Source organism: Roseomonas aeriglobus (assembly GCA_016937575.1).
GTDB classification, from domain to species: Bacteria; Pseudomonadota; Alphaproteobacteria; order Sphingomonadales; family Sphingomonadaceae; genus Sphingomonas; species Sphingomonas aerigloba.
This window is the reverse complement of the sequence record JAFHKN010000002.1, coordinates 281066-297138: the sequence shown is the minus strand read 5'-3', so window position 1 is coordinate 297138 and position 16073 is coordinate 281066. Positions and strand designations below refer to the sequence as shown.

The following is a 16073-nucleotide window of genomic DNA, read 5'->3' as shown; positions in this document are numbered from 1 at the left end:
CGGCGCGAGCCGCCATCCCGTCGCTCCCGCGCAGGCGGGACCTCATCTCCCGCCCTCGCGGGGGCGACGGGCTAGGACAGCGCCGCAAATTATTGGCGGTCTGTGTTGCCCCCCCCGCCAACATGACAAAACCGAAATCCAGCGGTCACGCCTTCGACATGATTTCCTGCTAGGTAACCGTTCCCATGAGCCGGGAATCGTTTGCAGAAACCTACGCCCGCGACGGCTTCGTCGTCGTTCGCCGCGTGTTCACCCCTGCCGAGATCGCGCAACTCTCCACCGCGACCGACCAGCTTTGGCGGGAGGGCACGACGCTCGGCGCGAGCTGGCGACACGGCAATCTTTTCTACAACGTCGCGCCCGGTAACGACGGCGCGCCCAAGGTACGGATGGCGCAATGGCCCTCGTACCACCAGCCGGTGATGAACGCGGTACGGCTCGACCCGCGGTTCGCACAGATCCTGGCGCCGCTGATCGGCCACGACGTGAAGCAGATCATCAACCAGGTCCATTGGAAGGAGCCGAACGGCAGCGGCGACTTCGCGTGGCATCAGGACTCGCGCTTCCGCAAGCCCGATCACGCCTATCGCAACCTCGGGACCTCCTATGTCCAGACGGGCCTCGCCATCGATCCGCACACGCCGTCCTCGGGCTGCATGCGCTTCGTTCCGGGCAGCCATCTGCTGGGCGACGTCGATCTCGACGTCGATGCCGACGTGCTAGGCCGCGCGATGGACGACGCGGCGCTGGCGAAGATCGGCTATGGCACCGCCGACGTCATCGATCTGGTGCTCGAGCCGGGCGATGTCGCCTTCTGGAACCCGTTCCTGGTCCACGCCTCGGGCCGCAACGTCGAGCGGCATATGCGCCGTCTGTACATCAACGGCTATGTCCGCGCAGGCGATTGCGACCGCGGCGAATGGGCGTTCCGAAAGAGTCGGCCGGTGCCGCTCGGGCCCGAACCGGCGATTGTCCATTACGAAAACCTGCCGAACGACCGTGAGCCGCATTACGTGTGACGCCCCGTAAGCCCCCCCTGCAAGGGGAGGTGGCAGGCCGCAGGCATGACGGAGGGGTGTCCAGCTATCCGGATGGGGCGAGACCCCTCCGACGCGCTTTCGCGCGCCACTTCCCCTTGCAGGGGAGTATTGAAAACCCTTGATTTTCAACCGCTCGCCCGCTTGGGCAAAGCCCATGCGCTTCTTTTCCGACAATGCCGCCCCGGTGCACCCAGCCGTCCTCGACGCGATGGCCGCCGCCAACGTGCTCGACACCGCCTATGATGGCGATCGCTGGTCGCAGCAGCTCGACGGCGCGTTCAGCGACCTGTTCGAAACGCCGGTGCGCGTGCTGTGGGTGCCGACCGGAACCGCGGCAAATTGTCTGGCGCTGACCGCGCTTTGCCCGCCCCATGGCGGCATCGTCTGCCACCGCGACGCGCATATCCAGGTCGATGAGGCGGGTGCGCCCGAATTTTACACCCATGGCGCCAAGCTGCTGCTGGCCGACGGTCCGGGCGCGAAGCTGACCCCCGAGGCGATCCTTGGCGTGACCGATGCGATCCGCCCCGACGTCCACCAGGTCCAGCCCCATGCCGTGTCGATCACCAATGCGACCGAATATGGCCTGGCGTACACGCCGGCCGACGTCGCCGCGATCGGCGATCTCGCCCGCGCGAAGGGCTGGGGCCTGCACATGGACGGCGCGCGCTTCGCCAATGCGATCGCGCATCTCGGCTGTTCGCCCGCCGACGTGACGTGGCGCGCCGGTGTCGATGCGCTGTCGTTCGGATGCGTGAAGAACGGCGGCATGTCGGCCGAGGCTCTGGTGTTCTTCCGCCCCGAACTGGCCGCCCCGATCCTCTACCGGCGCAAGCGTGCGGGGTTGCTCTTCTCGAAGGGGCGCTACCTTGCGGCACAGCTGCTGGCGATGCTGGAGGGGGGGCTGTGGCTGGAGAACGGCCGCGCCGCCAACGCCGGCGCCCGGTTGCTGGCGCAAGCGGCGGGCGACCGGCTGGTCTATCCGGTCGAGGCGAACGAGGTCTTCTTGCGCGTCACGGCCGAAGAAGCGGCGTCGCTCCGCGCGCTGGGTTTCGATTTCTACGACTGGGGCGTCGGCGAGGCGCGGCTTGTCATCTCCTGGAACCAGACCAAAGCCGAGATCGCCCCGCTCGCCCGCGCGATCGCCGCGCTATAGGGGCTTGCCACGCTTTGGCCGTCCGCATCCCGTCGAGTCCCATGGCCGCGCGCTAGCCATCGCTGAGTGCTTGCGAGTCACATCTGAAACGCAAGCCGCGAGGCGGTTGTCCCGACCCCCACTATTCCGCGGCGGCGCGCTTGCGGCTATTCCCCGGTCGTTCAGAAACGATCGGCAGCCAGGCATGAGCATTTCCGACGCCCCATCCGCCCCGATCTCGCGCGATCGTCTCAAGGCGATCGTCGGCGGATCGACCGGCAATCTGGTCGAATGGTATGACTGGTATGCCTATGCGGCGTTCACGCTCTATTTCGCGCCGCACTTCTTTCCCTCGGACAATCCGACCGCCCAGTTGCTCGGGGCGGCAGCGGTGTTCGCGGTCGGGTTCTTCATGCGCCCGCTGGGCGCGTGGATCATGGGCATCTATGCCGACCGCAAGGGGCGCAAGAGTGGTCTCGCCCTGTCGGTGACGCTGATGTGTGCCGGATCGCTGCTGATCGCCGTCGCGCCGACATATCCGTCGGTCGGGCTGCTGGCACCGGCGATACTCGTCCTCGCGCGACTGATGCAGGGCCTGTCGGTCGGTGGCGAATATGGGGCGAGCGCGACCTATCTGTCGGAAATGGCGGGCAAGGACCGCCGCGGTTTCTTCTCGTCGTTCCAATATGTCACGCTGATCGGCGGCCAGCTGACCGCGATCGGCGTGCTGCTGCTGCTTCAGAGCACGATGTCGGAGGCGGCGTTGGAGGCCTGGGGCTGGCGCATCCCGTTCGCCATCGGCGCCGTCCTGGCGGTCGTCGTGTTCTGGATCCGCCGCGGCCTCGCCGAAACCGAGAGCTTCAAGAACGCCAAGTCCACCGACGCGCCAAAATCCGGCATGTTCGCGTTATTCAAGCACCACCCGCGCGAAGCGATGACGGTGATGCTGCTGACCGCGGGGGGCACGCTCGCCTTCTACGCCTACTCGATCTACATGCAGAAATTCCTGGTCAACACGACCGGGCTCAGCCGCGAAGTCGCCGCGCGGATCAACGGCGGCACGCTGTTCATCTTCATGCTGCTCCAGCCCCTCGCCGGCGCGCTGAGCGACCGGATCGGGCGCAAGCCGCTGCTGATCGGGTTCGGCGTGCTGGGCGTGCTGTGCACCTATCCGCTGTTCGCGACGCTGGAGACGACACGCGATCCGACGACCGCATTCTTCCTGGTGCTCGGCGGCCTCGTCATCGTCACCGGCTATACGTCGATCAACGCAGTGGTGAAGGCCGAGCTGTTCCCCGCGCACATTCGCGCGCTGGGCGTCGCGCTGCCCTATGCCCTCGCCAATACCCTGTTCGGCGGGACGGCCGAATATGTCGCGCTCAGCTTCAAGAACGCCGGGTGGGAGCGTGGCTTCTACTGGTATGTGACGGCGATGATCGCGGTGTCGCTGATTGTCTATACCCGCATGCGCGACACGCGCCAGCACAGTGCGATCGTCGAGGATTGAAGCCCTTCGCTCGCGCCCATCAAACGCGGCGGTTCAGCACTTCTCCGCGGTCGATTTCGGCGGCCCCGGTGCGTTGGGCTCGAAGCCCGGCGGAACGCGCGCAGGGTGATTGTAGAAGGCGTCGGCGCGCAAACGATGCCGCTGGCCATAGACGCGTGCGAGCAGATCATACAGCGCCGGATCATAGGCCCTCAGATCCTCGTGCGACAGAATGCGTCGGCCATCGATCACCGCCAGACGGTTCGAATTGAACCAGAATTGCGTGCCTTCCGCCCAATATTCCGCCGCGGTCGTCTCGGCATATTCGCCCTTCCACATCCCCTTGGCCTTCGCCTCGGCGTAGCGGGTGTTGATCAGGCGGAAGAGTTCGGGATCTGCCGTCTCGATCCCGCTCATGATCGCGTGCGAGAATTCGTGGACGAAAATGTTCTCGCCGAAATAGCGCGTCCGGGGCTTGGCGAGAATGTTCTCCTCCGCCCCGCTGGTCAGCTCGCCGCCCATCCCGCGCGCGCGGCCGTTCCAATATTCGCGGTCGGTCAGCCGTCCGATCCGCTCGTCGTAAAGCTTACGCTCGCAATAGGTCAGGACAGGATCCTCGCGCGTCGGCTTCTTCCAATCAGCCTGTTCGGGCAGATCGGTGGTGCCTTCCGATTCGGCCATGATCGCGACGCGATAGCGATGCTGGGTCAGGGCCGCGCGAATGTCCGGGCGATAGGCGAGCATTTCGACTATGATGTCGCGCGCGCGCCGCAGCGCGTCTGGCGACACCTTGTCCGACCCGGTGACCGGAATGCCGCGGGCGTCGAGATACTGGCGGTAGAAAGGCGCCAGCGCCATGGCAGGCGGTGGCGGGGCGATCGGTTGGGTGCATGCCGCCACGCTTGCGAGCAGCGCCGCACCGGCCACGGCCTGCAGCGCCCGCCCCTGCCCGCGCCGCCCCTGTTTCGCGTCCGTGAATCGCGGGAAAATCATGTCGTTCGAATCCAGATCTAAAGGGCTCAGTCGGCCACGCTGTCCCGCGCCTCAGCGCGGCGTCAGCACGACCGTCGTCGGCGTGGCACCCAGGCGGACCACATGGGCACCGCGTTCGGCGCGACCGGTGTCGATCGCATAGGGGCGTCCCGTGGACCGGGTCTGCTCGACCGACACGCGCGCCTGAGGCGTGGTGACGGTCGCCGGGTCGAGCGTCAGCGCGATGCGGCCGGTCGCCGGCGTATAGGTTGCCGACGCGATCCGTCCGGCCTCGAGCGTGATCCACGCGCCGGCGGGGGCGACGAACAGCCGGGTTCGCGCACCGTCGCGCGGCGTGACGGTCACGCTGCCCGCGCTCTCGCTCAACGGGCCGCCGAAGCCGAGCCAGCCGAACGTCGGGTGCTTGACCACATAGGTCGCTGCGGTCAGCGCATGGCCGTAGAAGCCCATCCCGTAATCGCCGGTATAGCTGTCCCAGGTCATCATGTCGGGCGCGGAATGGAAGGCCGCCGACGAAAAGCCGTTTTCGTCGATGTTGGTGATGCCGCCCATCATGCCGCCGTACGCGACGCGCAGCAGGTGAAGGTCGTCGGGATTCCGGCGGAACGCGTCGAACAGCGGCACCGCGTTCAGCGTGGAGCCGTAATGGTGGATCTGCCGCTCGATCCGCGGCACCTTGCCCCCATAGAGGAAGTCCCAATAGCGTCGGGCGTTGCCGTTATACCCCCAGTTGGGGACGGTCGGATCATAGGCCAGGATGACCTCGCGTGTCATATCAGCCTGCGGCTGGTGACCGAAATAGCGCATCCACGCATAGACCTCGGCCTGCCCGGTCGAATCCCACGGCATCTCGCTGCCGAACGGATAGGCCTCGGTCTTCCACAGGTCGGCGCGACTTTTCATCAGCGCCTCCATGGTGGTTGCTTCGGCCGTCATCCCTTCGCGCTTCAGATCCTTCAAGATGTCGACGAACACGTCGCCCTCCATCAGGCCGAAGCGGGTGTAATAAGGCGCATCCCGCATCATCGCGACGACCGTCTGATACGCATGGTCGAGATACCAGCGCCACGACTGGGTCTTGACCAGCCCGACGTGATTACGGGCAAGGCGATAGAGGACCCAGTGCCCGATCGCGACGTGCGGATAATTATATGCGCGGCCCAGGTCCTCGGAATGCTTGCGATCCCATGACGTCCACGACTTCCAGTTGGTCTTGGGGTCGTAATAGTCCGGGAAATCCTTGGGCTCGTAGAAGAACAGGCTTTTCCTGACCGCACCGGCCTGCGGGCCGTCGGCGATCTGCAGCTTGCCGACGACGGTTTCGTTGACCACGCGCTCGAGCTTGGCGACTTCCTCCGCCACGGGGTTGTCGAGCTGCTTCATAATCGCTGCGACCCAGGCGCCGCCGCCGCCCTCGTCGCTCATGCCGGCGATCCAGACGCGCGGTTCCTGCGTCACGATTTTGTCCGCGTCGCGGTCATAGGTCAGGATCGCAGGCGCACGCTTGAACGGGTCGGCGGGGTCGTCTAAGAACTGTTTCGTCGTCGAAAAACGGCCGAGCGCGGCCATCGTCTGGTCGAGCGGGCGTGTCACGAAATAGCTGACCGTCTGCACGCTGCCGTCGGCATAGGTAATCGACACCCGCGCCCGGCCGAAGCTGCTGCCGCTGACGGTATAGCGCCGCCAGTCCTTGACCGACCCGGCCGGAGTGACCTGCAGAGCATTCGCCGGGAAGACGTCGATCGACCGCACCGCCTGCGGGCTTTTCAAGAACAGGTTGGCCGGCTGGTCGGTCGGCACGACATAGCCGGGGAAGCCCACCGCGACCGGCCGGCCCTGCGCCGCCAGCGTATCCTCGATCTTGCGGATAGACGGCGACTGGACGAAACGGACCCCCACCGTCCGGCTGGCACCGGGCGCCAAGGTGAAGCTGGTGGGCGTGTTCCACTGTTCGCCCGCGTTCTTCCATTCCTTTTCGGCAAAGCCTTTGCTGGCGACCGTCCAGTCGTAGAAGCCCTCCGACACCTGCCCGCGCGGCGACTTGTCGGTAAAGACATCGCCTTTCGGCGCCCAGCTATCCTGCAGGATCGGGCGATAGGCCTCGAGCGGCGTGCCCTTCTCTGGCAGGACCAGCAGCGCCGAGCCCTTGCCGTTCAGCCGGGTCACCTGCAGATAGCCGGCGTCCCGGCCGATATAGGGATCGACGAAGCTCGCCTGGGTGTGCGCCGTCTCCAGATTGCGGTCGATCAGAATGTTGTCGAACACCATCGGCATGCCCAGCCCGCCGACCTCGACCGGGGCCGTGCCGCGGTTCGTGAGCGTGAAGCGCATCACCAGCGCACTGCCGACGTTGGCCCAGCGGCGCTCCACCGACAGTGGGATGTTCCCGAGCGACGCCGTGATGTCCGCAGCGGCGAACTCGCCCCGCGCAACCGGCAGGGCGCGGATCGGGCGCCGCGCACGCGACGATGCGAAATCCTGCCACTCGCCGCCGGGCGTGCGCAGACGGATATTGATGTCGCCCAGGTGGACGTAGCCATCGCCCTGCCGCTCCGCCTCACGCCCGCTGGGGGTGAAATCGAAATTTGCTTCGCCCGCCGGGGACAGGCGCGCGACGGTTCCGGTATCGCGACGCAGATCGACCCGCAGTGCACCGACGTCGTGCCGCACGGTCTGGATCGGCGGATAGGAGGGCTTCGTCTTGGGCTGCTCCTGGCTCCAACCGACGGTCGCGACCGCACCGCTGACCGTGAGCGCCCCGAAAGACAAGGCGATGCCGAGCAGGCGGTTGGCGGAAAAGCTGGACATGGGGGCCTCACGATCACGGCATTGAAACGCTGGCGTCGGCTCGAACAAAGCTTGCGCAGATCGACGGCGCCGGGACATAGATTGATCGTATACGATATCACCCGCAAGCGAAAAGTGCGATGGTTGGGTCGGAACCGCGCCGCTCCGGTCAGCCCCCTCGTGCACATCGCCTGTCACGGTTCAAATGCTTGCGGACCGTTCTGCTTCGTCAACGGTACGACTTCGACGATTGACGCGCCTCATTCGCCTGATATGATCGTATACGATATTAGGAGAGTGGAATGATCAGCAGCACCCGTCGTGGCTTGATGCAGGGCGCCGCCGCCATGGCGGTGCTGGCCAGCGCACCCCGGATCGCGGCGGCTGCATCGTCGACCACCCTTCCCGCAAAGGCCCGTCCGCTGCCGCTGTCCGACGTCCGGCTACGCCCGTCCGACTATGCGACCGCGGTCGAGGTCAACCGCAGCTATCTCCATCGGCTCCAGCCCGACCGGCTGCTCCACAACTTCCGCAAATATGCCGGGCTAGAGCCCAAGGCGCCGATCTATGGCGGATGGGAAAGCGACACGATCTCTGGCCACACGCTGGGCCACTATATGACGGCGCTGGTCCTTACCTATCAGCAGACCGGCGACACCGAAATGCGGCGGCGAGCCGATTACATCGTCGACGAACTGGCCGAGGCGCAGGCCAAGCGCGGCAACGGCTATGTCGGCGGGCTGGGACGCAAGCTCAAGGACGGGACGATCGTCGACGGCGAGCAGATCTTCCCCGAAGTCATGAAGGGCGACATCCGGTCGGGCGGGTTCGACCTCAACGGATCCTGGTCACCGCTGTACACCGTCCACAAGCTGTTCGCCGGCCTGCTCGATGTTCACGGCGCCTGGGGCAACCCGAAGGCGCTGGCCGTCCTGACCGGCTTGGGCGGCTATTTTGAAAAAACCTTCGCCGCGCTCGACGACGAACAGATGCAGAAGCTGCTCGGCTGCGAATATGGCGGACTGAACGAAAGCTTCGCCGAGCTGTATCAGCGAACCGGCGACCGCCGTTGGCTAACGGTCGCCGAGCGCATCTACGACAACCGCGTGCTCGATCCGCTCGTCGCGGGCGAGGACAAGCTGGCCAATTTCCATGCCAACACGCAGGTGCCCAAGCTGATCGGCCTCGCGCGCATCCACGAGGTGACCGGCAAGCCCGCGCCGGCGAAGGCCGCACGCTTCTTCTTCGACACGGTGACGCAGCATCACAGCTACGTCATCGGCGGCAATTCGGACCGCGAGTATTTCTCGAAGCCCGACACCGTCGCCGACCATATCACCGAGTCGACCTGCGAGCATTGCAACACCTACAACATGCTGAAGCTCGCCCGGCACCTCTATTCGTGGCAGCCGGACGGCGCGCTGTTCGACTATTACGAGCGCGCGCACCTGAACCACGTCATGTCGGCGCAGGATCCCAAGACCGGCGGCTTCACGTACATGACGCCGATGATGAGCGGCACGACGCGCGGCTATTCGACAGTCGACGACGACGCGTTCTGGTGCTGCGTCGGGTCGGGAATGGAAAGCCATGCCAAGCACGGCGATTCCGTCCTCTGGGAAGGCGACGGCACGCTGATCGTCAATCTGTACGTGCCGGTCGACGCGACCTGGGCTGCGCGCAAGGCGAAGGTCACGCTCGACACCCAATACCCGTTCGAAGGCGAATCGCGATTGACGCTGGCGGCGCTCGGCAAGCCGGGCCGCTTCCCGATCGCGCTGCGCGTCCCCGGCTGGGCGTCGGGCAAGGCCGTAGTGACGGTCAACGGCGCACCAGTACAGCCGGTGGTCGAGCGCGGCTACGCCATCGTCACGCGTCGCTGGAAGGCAGGCGACACGGTCGCGATCACTCTGCCGCTTGAACTGCGGACCGAGGCGACGCCGGGCAACGACAACGTCATCGCCTTCCTGCGCGGGCCGCTGGTGCTGGCAGGCGACCTCGGTTCGGCCGAAGACAAGTGGGAGGGGGTCGATCCGGCGGTCGTCGGCGCCGACGTCCTGGCCGCCTTCACGCCGACCGATCCCGGTCGCGCCATCTATGCCACGAAGGGCGTTGTCCGCCCCGGCGACCTCAACTTCGTACCCTTCTACCGCCAGTACAACCGCCGCAGCGCGACCTATTTCCGCCGTTTCACCGACGCCGGCTGGAAGGCGGAGGAGGCTGCGTTCCTCGCCGAACAGGCGCGGATGAAGGATATCGCGGCGCGGTCGGTCGATGTCATGTTCCTGGGCGAGATGCAGCCCGAGCGCGATCATAACCTGACCTCCGACATCTCCTTCCCCGCCAGTTATCGCGGACGCAACGGGCGCGACGCGCGATCGGGCGGCTATTTCGAATTCTCGATGAAGGTGAAGCCGGGTCCGCTGATCCTGCAGGCGACCTATTGGGGCGACGAACGTGGTCGTGCGTTCGACATCCTGGTCGACAATGTGAAGGTGGCGACGCAACGGCTGAACGGCGACAAGCCGGGCAAGTTCATCGACGTCGAATATCCGCTGCCCGAGGCACTGACCAAGGGCAAGTCCAGCGTCCGCGTCCGCTTCGTGCCGCACGACCGCAGCAGCGCCGGCCCGGTGTTCGGGGTGCGCCTGTTCACGGCCGCAACCACGCCGACCGCATGACGAGCGCCGCGCCGGACGGCGTGCGCCTGACGCTCGACGCCGTACGCACGCTGGCACGGCGGGTGCTGCGTCGCGCCGGTCTGGCCGAGGCCCATGCCAACGCGGTAGCGGAGACCATCGTCGCCGGAGAACGGGACGGATGTGCGAGCCATGGCGTCTACCGCCTGCTGGTCGCCACGCGCAGCATTGCCGCCGGCGTGGTTTCGCCCGATGGCGATCCCGTGCTGGAAGATTCCACGCCCGGCATCATCCGGGTCGACGGCCGGGGTGGCTTCGCCCAGTTGGCGTTCGACCTGGCCCGGCCGGTGCTGGTCAAACGCGCCAGGCACCACGGCATCGCTGCGCTGGCCATCACCAATGTCGTCCACTTTGCGGCGCTGTGGCCAGAGGTGGAGGCGCTGGCAGGCGACGGGCTGGTCGCACTGGCGATGACGCCCAGCCATGCCTGGGTCGCGCCCGCGGGCGGCACGAAGCCCGTTTTCGGCACCAACCCGATCGCCTTCGGCTGGCCCCGCCCGGGGCGGACGCCGTTCGTCTTCGACTTTGCGACGAGTGCTGTCGCGCGCGGCGAGATCGAACTGCACCGTCGTGCCGGCAAAGCCGTGCCCGATGACTGGGGCTATGATGCCGACGGGCGAGCGACGACCGACGCCGCGGCGGTGCTCGACGGCGCGATGCGGACGTTCGGCGGGCACAAGGGATCGGCGCTGGCGGCGATGGTCGAGCTGATGGCCGGGCCGCTGATCGGCGAGATGACGTCGGCCGAATCGATCGCCAAGGACGCCGGCCGCGGCGGCTCGCCGATCGGCGGCGAACTGATCATCGCGATCGATCCAGCCGGGTTTCTGGGCGGCGACGTCGACCGGCATCTGGCCCGGGCGGAGTCGATGTTCGACGCGATTACCGCGCAGGGTGCCCGACTGCCGTCGGACCGGCGCTATGCCGCGCGCGACGTCAGCCTGCGCGAGGGGGTCGTCATACCCGCAGCGCTCTATGCCGACATCATGGCGTTGGACGGGGGCGGGAGCGAATGAAGCAACGCGGTTTGATCATGATGGCGGCCATCGCTGCGGTGGCGATTGCGCCGCCGACCAGCGCGCAGCACCGCGCCACGGCGACGACCGCCGACGCGCGGTTCAAATCGATCTATGAAGCGGAATACAGCTGGCGGCTGGCGCAGCAGGCCCCATCGGAAGATCGCCCCGCGACCGCCGCGGCGCGCCTGCCCAACGTCGGCCCGGCGGCCCAGTCCGCGCGGCTGGCGCGCTGGACCGCGGTGTCGCGCCAGCTCGCCACGATCAAGCCTGCGACACTCAGCGCCGACGCCCAGATCGATTACGCCGTGTACAAGGGCCAGATCGACGCCCTGCTCGCCGAGCAACGGTACCGCGAATTTGAAAAGCCGCTGAATTCGGACACCAGCTTCTGGGGCGAGGTTCTCGACTGGTCCCGCGGCACGTTCCGGACCGAAGCGGATTATCGCAACTACATCGCGATGATGCGCGATATACCGCGCTATTTCGCGCAGCAGACCGCCAACATGCGGGCTGGGCTGCGGCGGGGCTTCACGCCGCCAGCGATCACGCTCAAGGGGCGCGACATCGGTGTTGCGCAGGTGGCGGAAGCGTCGACACCCGAAGCCTCGCCGTTCTACACGCCCTTTGCAACGATGCCCGCGGCCATTCCGGCTGCGACGCAGGCGGCGTTGCGCGCCGAGGGTGCAGCCGCGATCCGCGACGCGGTCGTTCCGGCGCATGTCGCGCTGCGCAGCTTCCTTCGCGACGAATATATTCCAGGCGCGCGCACCACGCTCGCCGCCTATGCGCTCCCCGACGGACGCGCCTATTATCAGTCGAAGATCCGCGAGTTCACGACACTCGACCTGACGCCTGACCAGATCCATGCGATCGGCCTGGCCGAAGTCGCCAAAATCCGCGCGCGGATGCAGGACGTCATGACGCAAGTCGGTTTCAAGGGCGATCTGCCGGCCTTTCTGACCTTCCTGCGCACGGATCCGCAATTCTACGCCAAGACGCCGCAGGATTTGCTCAACCGCGCCGCGTGGTTGGCCAAAACCTTCGATGGAAAGGCAGCAAACTGGTTCGGGCGGCTGCCGCGCAGTCGGTTCGCCATTCGACCGGTGCCCGATGACCTCGCCCCCTTCTATACCGGCGGGCGCGGCGGGCCCGGCATCTATCTGGTCAACACCTATAATCTGCCGGCCCGCCCGCTCTATTCGCTGCCCGCGCTGACGCTGCACGAAAGTGCGCCGGGCCATGCGATGCAGATGCCGCTGGCTGCCGAGAACACTGCGCTGCCCGCGTTCCGCCGCGACGCCTATCTGTCCGCTTACGGCGAAGGCTGGGCGCTTTATTCGGAGGCGCTGGGCGAGGACATGGGGATGTACGCGACACCCTATGAGCTGTTCGGCATGCTCAGCTACCAGGGATGGCGCGCGGCCCGGCTGGTCGTCGACACCGGCCTCCACAGCCAGGGCTGGACGCGCGAACAGGCGCAGGAATACCTGCGAGACAACAGCGCACTCGCCGATCACGAGATCACGACCGAGGTCGATCGCTATATCGCGTGGCCGGGCCAGGCGCTCAGCTATTACATGGGACAGCTCGCCATCCAGAAGGCCCGTGCGCGTGCTGAAACGGCGCTTGGTCCGAAGTTCAACATCCGCGCCTTTCACGATGCGGTCCTTGCGCTCGGGTCGGTGCCCCTGCCCGAAATCGATCGCCGCATCGACCGCCTGATCGCCGAGGGCGGTCGCGGCCCCTATCCCACGGAGGAATGAGATGAGATTTGGCCTGACCCTCGCGGCGAGCCTCTTTGCGCTGTCGGTCACCGCCTCCGCGCAAAAGCCCGAGACGATCATCGCCAAGGGCAATCCGATCCTGTCGGACGGCCGCTATTATTCGACGGATCCGGCACCGCTGGTCGACGGCGACACGCTGTGGATCCTTGCGGGGCGGGACGAGGCGCCGGACGGCGTCAACGACTTCATCATGAACGAATGGCAGCTGCTGTCGACCAAGGATCCCGCGAAGGGCCGGTGGACGCATTACCCCAACATCGCGCGGCCGGAGACGATCTTTGCCTGGGCCACGCCGGGTCGCGCCTATGGCAGCCAGATCGTCAAAGGTCCGGACGGCCGCTTCTACCTTTACGCACCGATCCATCAGCGCGACAGCGCCGCCAAGGATCCGTTCTCGATCGGCGTCGCGGTGGCGGACTCGCCGCTCGGTCCGTGGAAGGACGCGCATCCCTCCGGCCCGATCGTCTCGCAGCTGACGCCGCAGCCGAACGACATCCAGAACATCGATCCGACCGTGCTGGTCGATGATGACGGCCGCGTGTACCTCTACTGGGGCACTTTCGGCCAAATGCGTGCGATCGAGCTCGAGCGCGACATGGTGACGACGCGGGGCGAACAGAAGCGCATCACCGGCGTCGACGGCTTCTTCGAGGCGCCCTGGCTGACCAAGCGCAAGGGGACCTATTACCTGATCTACGCCGCCAACAACGCCGGGCCGACATCGGCCTGCACGCCAGCGGTCTATCACGCGTGCATCGCCTATAGCACCGCATCGTCGCCGATGGGACCGTGGACCTATCGCGGCGTGATCCTGAAGCCGGTGTCGTCGACCACGTCGCATTCGGGGATCGTCGAGTTCAAGGGCCAGTGGTACCTGGCCTATCACACCGCCGACGGCGCAGAGGGCGGGCATTTCCGCCGATCGGTCGCGCTCGACCGCGTCGAATGGGATGACAGCGTCAGCCCGGCCCGGATCAAGCTGGTGACACCGACCCGCGCGCCGCGGCCTGCGCCGGTCCCGACGCGCAACATCGCGAGCGCCGCCTCCGTCGCTGCCTCCAACGAGCCGGTCCCGCTGCAATATTGGATCAAGGCGTTGAACAACGGCGTCGTGAAGACCGCCCCGCTGCCGCCCGACATGTGGGGGAATTGGAACGGTCAGATGCCGGCCCAGAGCTGGATCGAATATCGCTGGCCCAAGCCGGTGACGGTCAACGGCTCGCGCATCTTCTTCTTCGCGGACCAGCCGGCGGGATCGGGCGTCGGCGTGGCGCCGCCGAAAAGCTGGCGGATCGAATATTGGGACGATCCCGCGAAGGCCTGGCGACCGGTTGCCGACCCGTCGGGCTATGCCACGACCCCGGGGCAATATCAGGACACGCGGTTCAAGCCGGTGACGACCCGGTGCCTGCGCGCGACGTTCGACGCGTCGCAGGCGAACGGCACCAACGCCGCGGTCGCGGTACAGGAATGGCAGGTGCTCGCCCCGACCGCTGCCCGGCCGGCGTCACCGGCCGGAGACGGCGTGGTCGCTGCCTGCAGATAACGTCGCATAGCGAATGATCAGCACGGGAAAGCCGTCGAATTACCGACAACGGCCTGATGCTCTGGGGGGACATGGGACGTGACACAAGGATTGCTCGGGCCGCTGAAGCCGATCGACACTGCGGGGCGGCATGACCCCGACCGCGCGCTACGCAAGACGCTCAGCTGGCCGCACCTGATCGCGCTCGGCATCGGAGCGATCGTGGGTACCGGCATCTATACGCTAACCGGGGTCGGCGCCGATCGCGCGGGACCGGCGGTCATCCTGTCCTTCGCCATCGCCGGCGCGGTCTGCGCCTGCGCCGCGCTGGCCTATGCCGAAATGGCAACGCTGATCCCGACTGCGGGCAGCGCCTATACGTACAGCTATTCGGTAATCGGCGAGAGCGTTGCCTGGATCGTGGGGTGGAGCCTGATCCTCGAATATTCGCTCGCCTGTTCGACCGTCGCGGTCGGCTGGTCGGCGTATCTGGTCGGGTGGGTCCAGGCCGCCGGCATCGACCTGCCGGCAGCCCTTCTGTCCGGCCCGCACGGCGGCGGGATCATCAACCTGCCGGCCGTCATCGTCGCTCTGGCGATTGCGGCCATGCTGGCGGCGGGCACGCGTGAGAGTGCGACGTTCAACATCATCCTCGTCGTCATCAAGATGACCGCGCTGGTGCTGTTCGTCGCGCTGGCATTGCCGGCCTTCTCCGGCGGCAATTTCGAACCGTTCATGCCCTACGGCTTCGGCAGCCACGAACAGAATGGCGCGACGCGCGGTGTGATGGCGGCGGCGGCGATCGTGTTCTTCGCCTTTTACGGTTTCGACGCGGTCGCGACCTCGGCGGAAGAAGCGAAGAACCCACGCCGCGACCTGACGATCGGCATCGTCGGATCAATGGCGGCCTGCACGATCATCTATATGGGCGTGGCGGTCGCCGCGATCGGCGCGGTCAGCTACATCGACCTCGGCAAGTCGGCCGAACCGCTGGCGTTCGTCCTGCGATCGCTGGACCATCCGCTGGCCGCCTGGGCAATCGGTTTGGCCGCGCTCATCGCGTTGCCGTCGGTCATCCTGGTGATGATGTACGGCCAGAGCCGTATCTTCTTCGTTATGTCACGCGACGGCCTGCTGCCGCGCAGCCTCAGCCGGGTGTCGAAGACCACGGGCAGCCCGACGACGGTCACGATCGTCACCGGCATCTTCGTCGCGGCGGTCGCCGGCTTCTTCCGGCTGGACGAGATCGCCGAGCTCGCCAATGCGGGTACGCTGCTGGCATTCATTGCGGTGGCGGCGTGCATGATGATCCTGCGCCGCCGGGCGCCCGACCTGGTCCGCGTGTTCCGTTGTCCCGCGCCCTATCTGGTGGGCACGCTGGCAATCCTCGGCTGCATATACCTGCTGGTGAGCCTGCCTGGTCATACGCTGGTGCGCTTCCTGGCGTGGAACGTGATCGGGGTAGTCCTGTACTTCGCCTATGGCCGCGCGCGCAGCCTGGCCGGGCGCGGCACCGTAGCGGCCGGCGCGTGACGGTCGCCGCCCGTACGCGCCTTCGATTGAGATCATAGCGATCCGGCCCCTGCCCTGCGCGGCGGCTTGTGG

General features: G+C 66.5%; 10 protein-coding genes. 8 read left to right on the top strand and 2 right to left on the bottom strand.

Annotated features, from left to right (window positions below; genetic code table 11):
- The first annotated feature begins 185 nt into the window (after positions 1-185).
- From JW805_01760 to JW805_01750, 3 genes are all read left to right on the top strand, one after another.
- Positions 186-1019 carry a phytanoyl-CoA dioxygenase family protein gene (locus JW805_01760; protein MBN2970742.1) on the top strand — a complete coding sequence of 278 codons (834 nt, stop codon included), beginning with the start codon at positions 186-188 and terminating at the stop codon, positions 1017-1019.
- Between the two features lie 175 nt (positions 1020-1194).
- Positions 1195-2196 (top strand): hypothetical protein, encoded by a 1002-nt coding sequence (locus JW805_01755; protein ID MBN2970741.1) that lies wholly within the window; start codon positions 1195-1197, stop codon positions 2194-2196.
- Between the two features lie 184 nt (positions 2197-2380).
- The gene (locus JW805_01750) at positions 2381-3682 is read left to right on the top strand and encodes an MFS transporter (protein MBN2970740.1); all 1302 of its coding nucleotides are present in this window, start codon (positions 2381-2383) and stop codon (positions 3680-3682) included.
- A 33-nt stretch (positions 3683-3715) separates the two neighbouring features.
- Here JW805_01750 and JW805_01745 read toward each other — a convergent pair whose 3' ends face one another.
- Entirely contained in the window at positions 3716-4654 is a 939-nt protein-coding gene (locus JW805_01745) for a hypothetical protein (GenBank protein MBN2970739.1), read from the bottom strand.
- 51 nt (positions 4655-4705) lie between these two features.
- On the bottom strand, positions 4706-7462 hold the full coding sequence (locus tag JW805_01740) for a hypothetical protein (GenBank protein MBN2970738.1): 2757 nt from the start codon (positions 7460-7462) through the stop codon (positions 4706-4708).
- Between the two features lie 281 nt (positions 7463-7743).
- On the opposite strand from JW805_01740, the gene JW805_01735 reads away from it, so the two are divergent.
- From JW805_01735 to JW805_01715, 5 genes are all read left to right on the top strand, one after another.
- Positions 7744-10122, top strand: a complete 2379-nt coding sequence (locus tag JW805_01735; GenBank protein ID MBN2970737.1) for a glycoside hydrolase family 127 protein — start codon at positions 7744-7746, stop codon at positions 10120-10122.
- Positions 10119-11156, top strand: a complete 1038-nt coding sequence (locus JW805_01730; GenBank protein ID MBN2970736.1) for an Ldh family oxidoreductase — start codon at positions 10119-10121, stop codon at positions 11154-11156. Before JW805_01735 ends, JW805_01730 begins: the two co-directional genes overlap by 4 nt.
- 20 nt (positions 11157-11176) lie before the next feature.
- Positions 11177-12922, top strand: a complete 1746-nt coding sequence (locus JW805_01725) for a DUF885 family protein (protein ID MBN2970735.1) — start codon at positions 11177-11179, stop codon at positions 12920-12922.
- Between the two features lies 1 nt (position 12923).
- A complete protein-coding gene (locus JW805_01720) occupies positions 12924-14489 on the top strand; it encodes a family 43 glycosylhydrolase (protein MBN2970734.1) in 1566 nt (521 codons plus the stop codon).
- A 90-nt stretch (positions 14490-14579) separates the two neighbouring features.
- Positions 14580-16001, top strand: a complete 1422-nt coding sequence (locus JW805_01715; GenBank protein ID MBN2970733.1) for an amino acid permease — start codon at positions 14580-14582, stop codon at positions 15999-16001.
- The last annotated feature ends 72 nt before the right edge of the window (positions 16002-16073 follow it).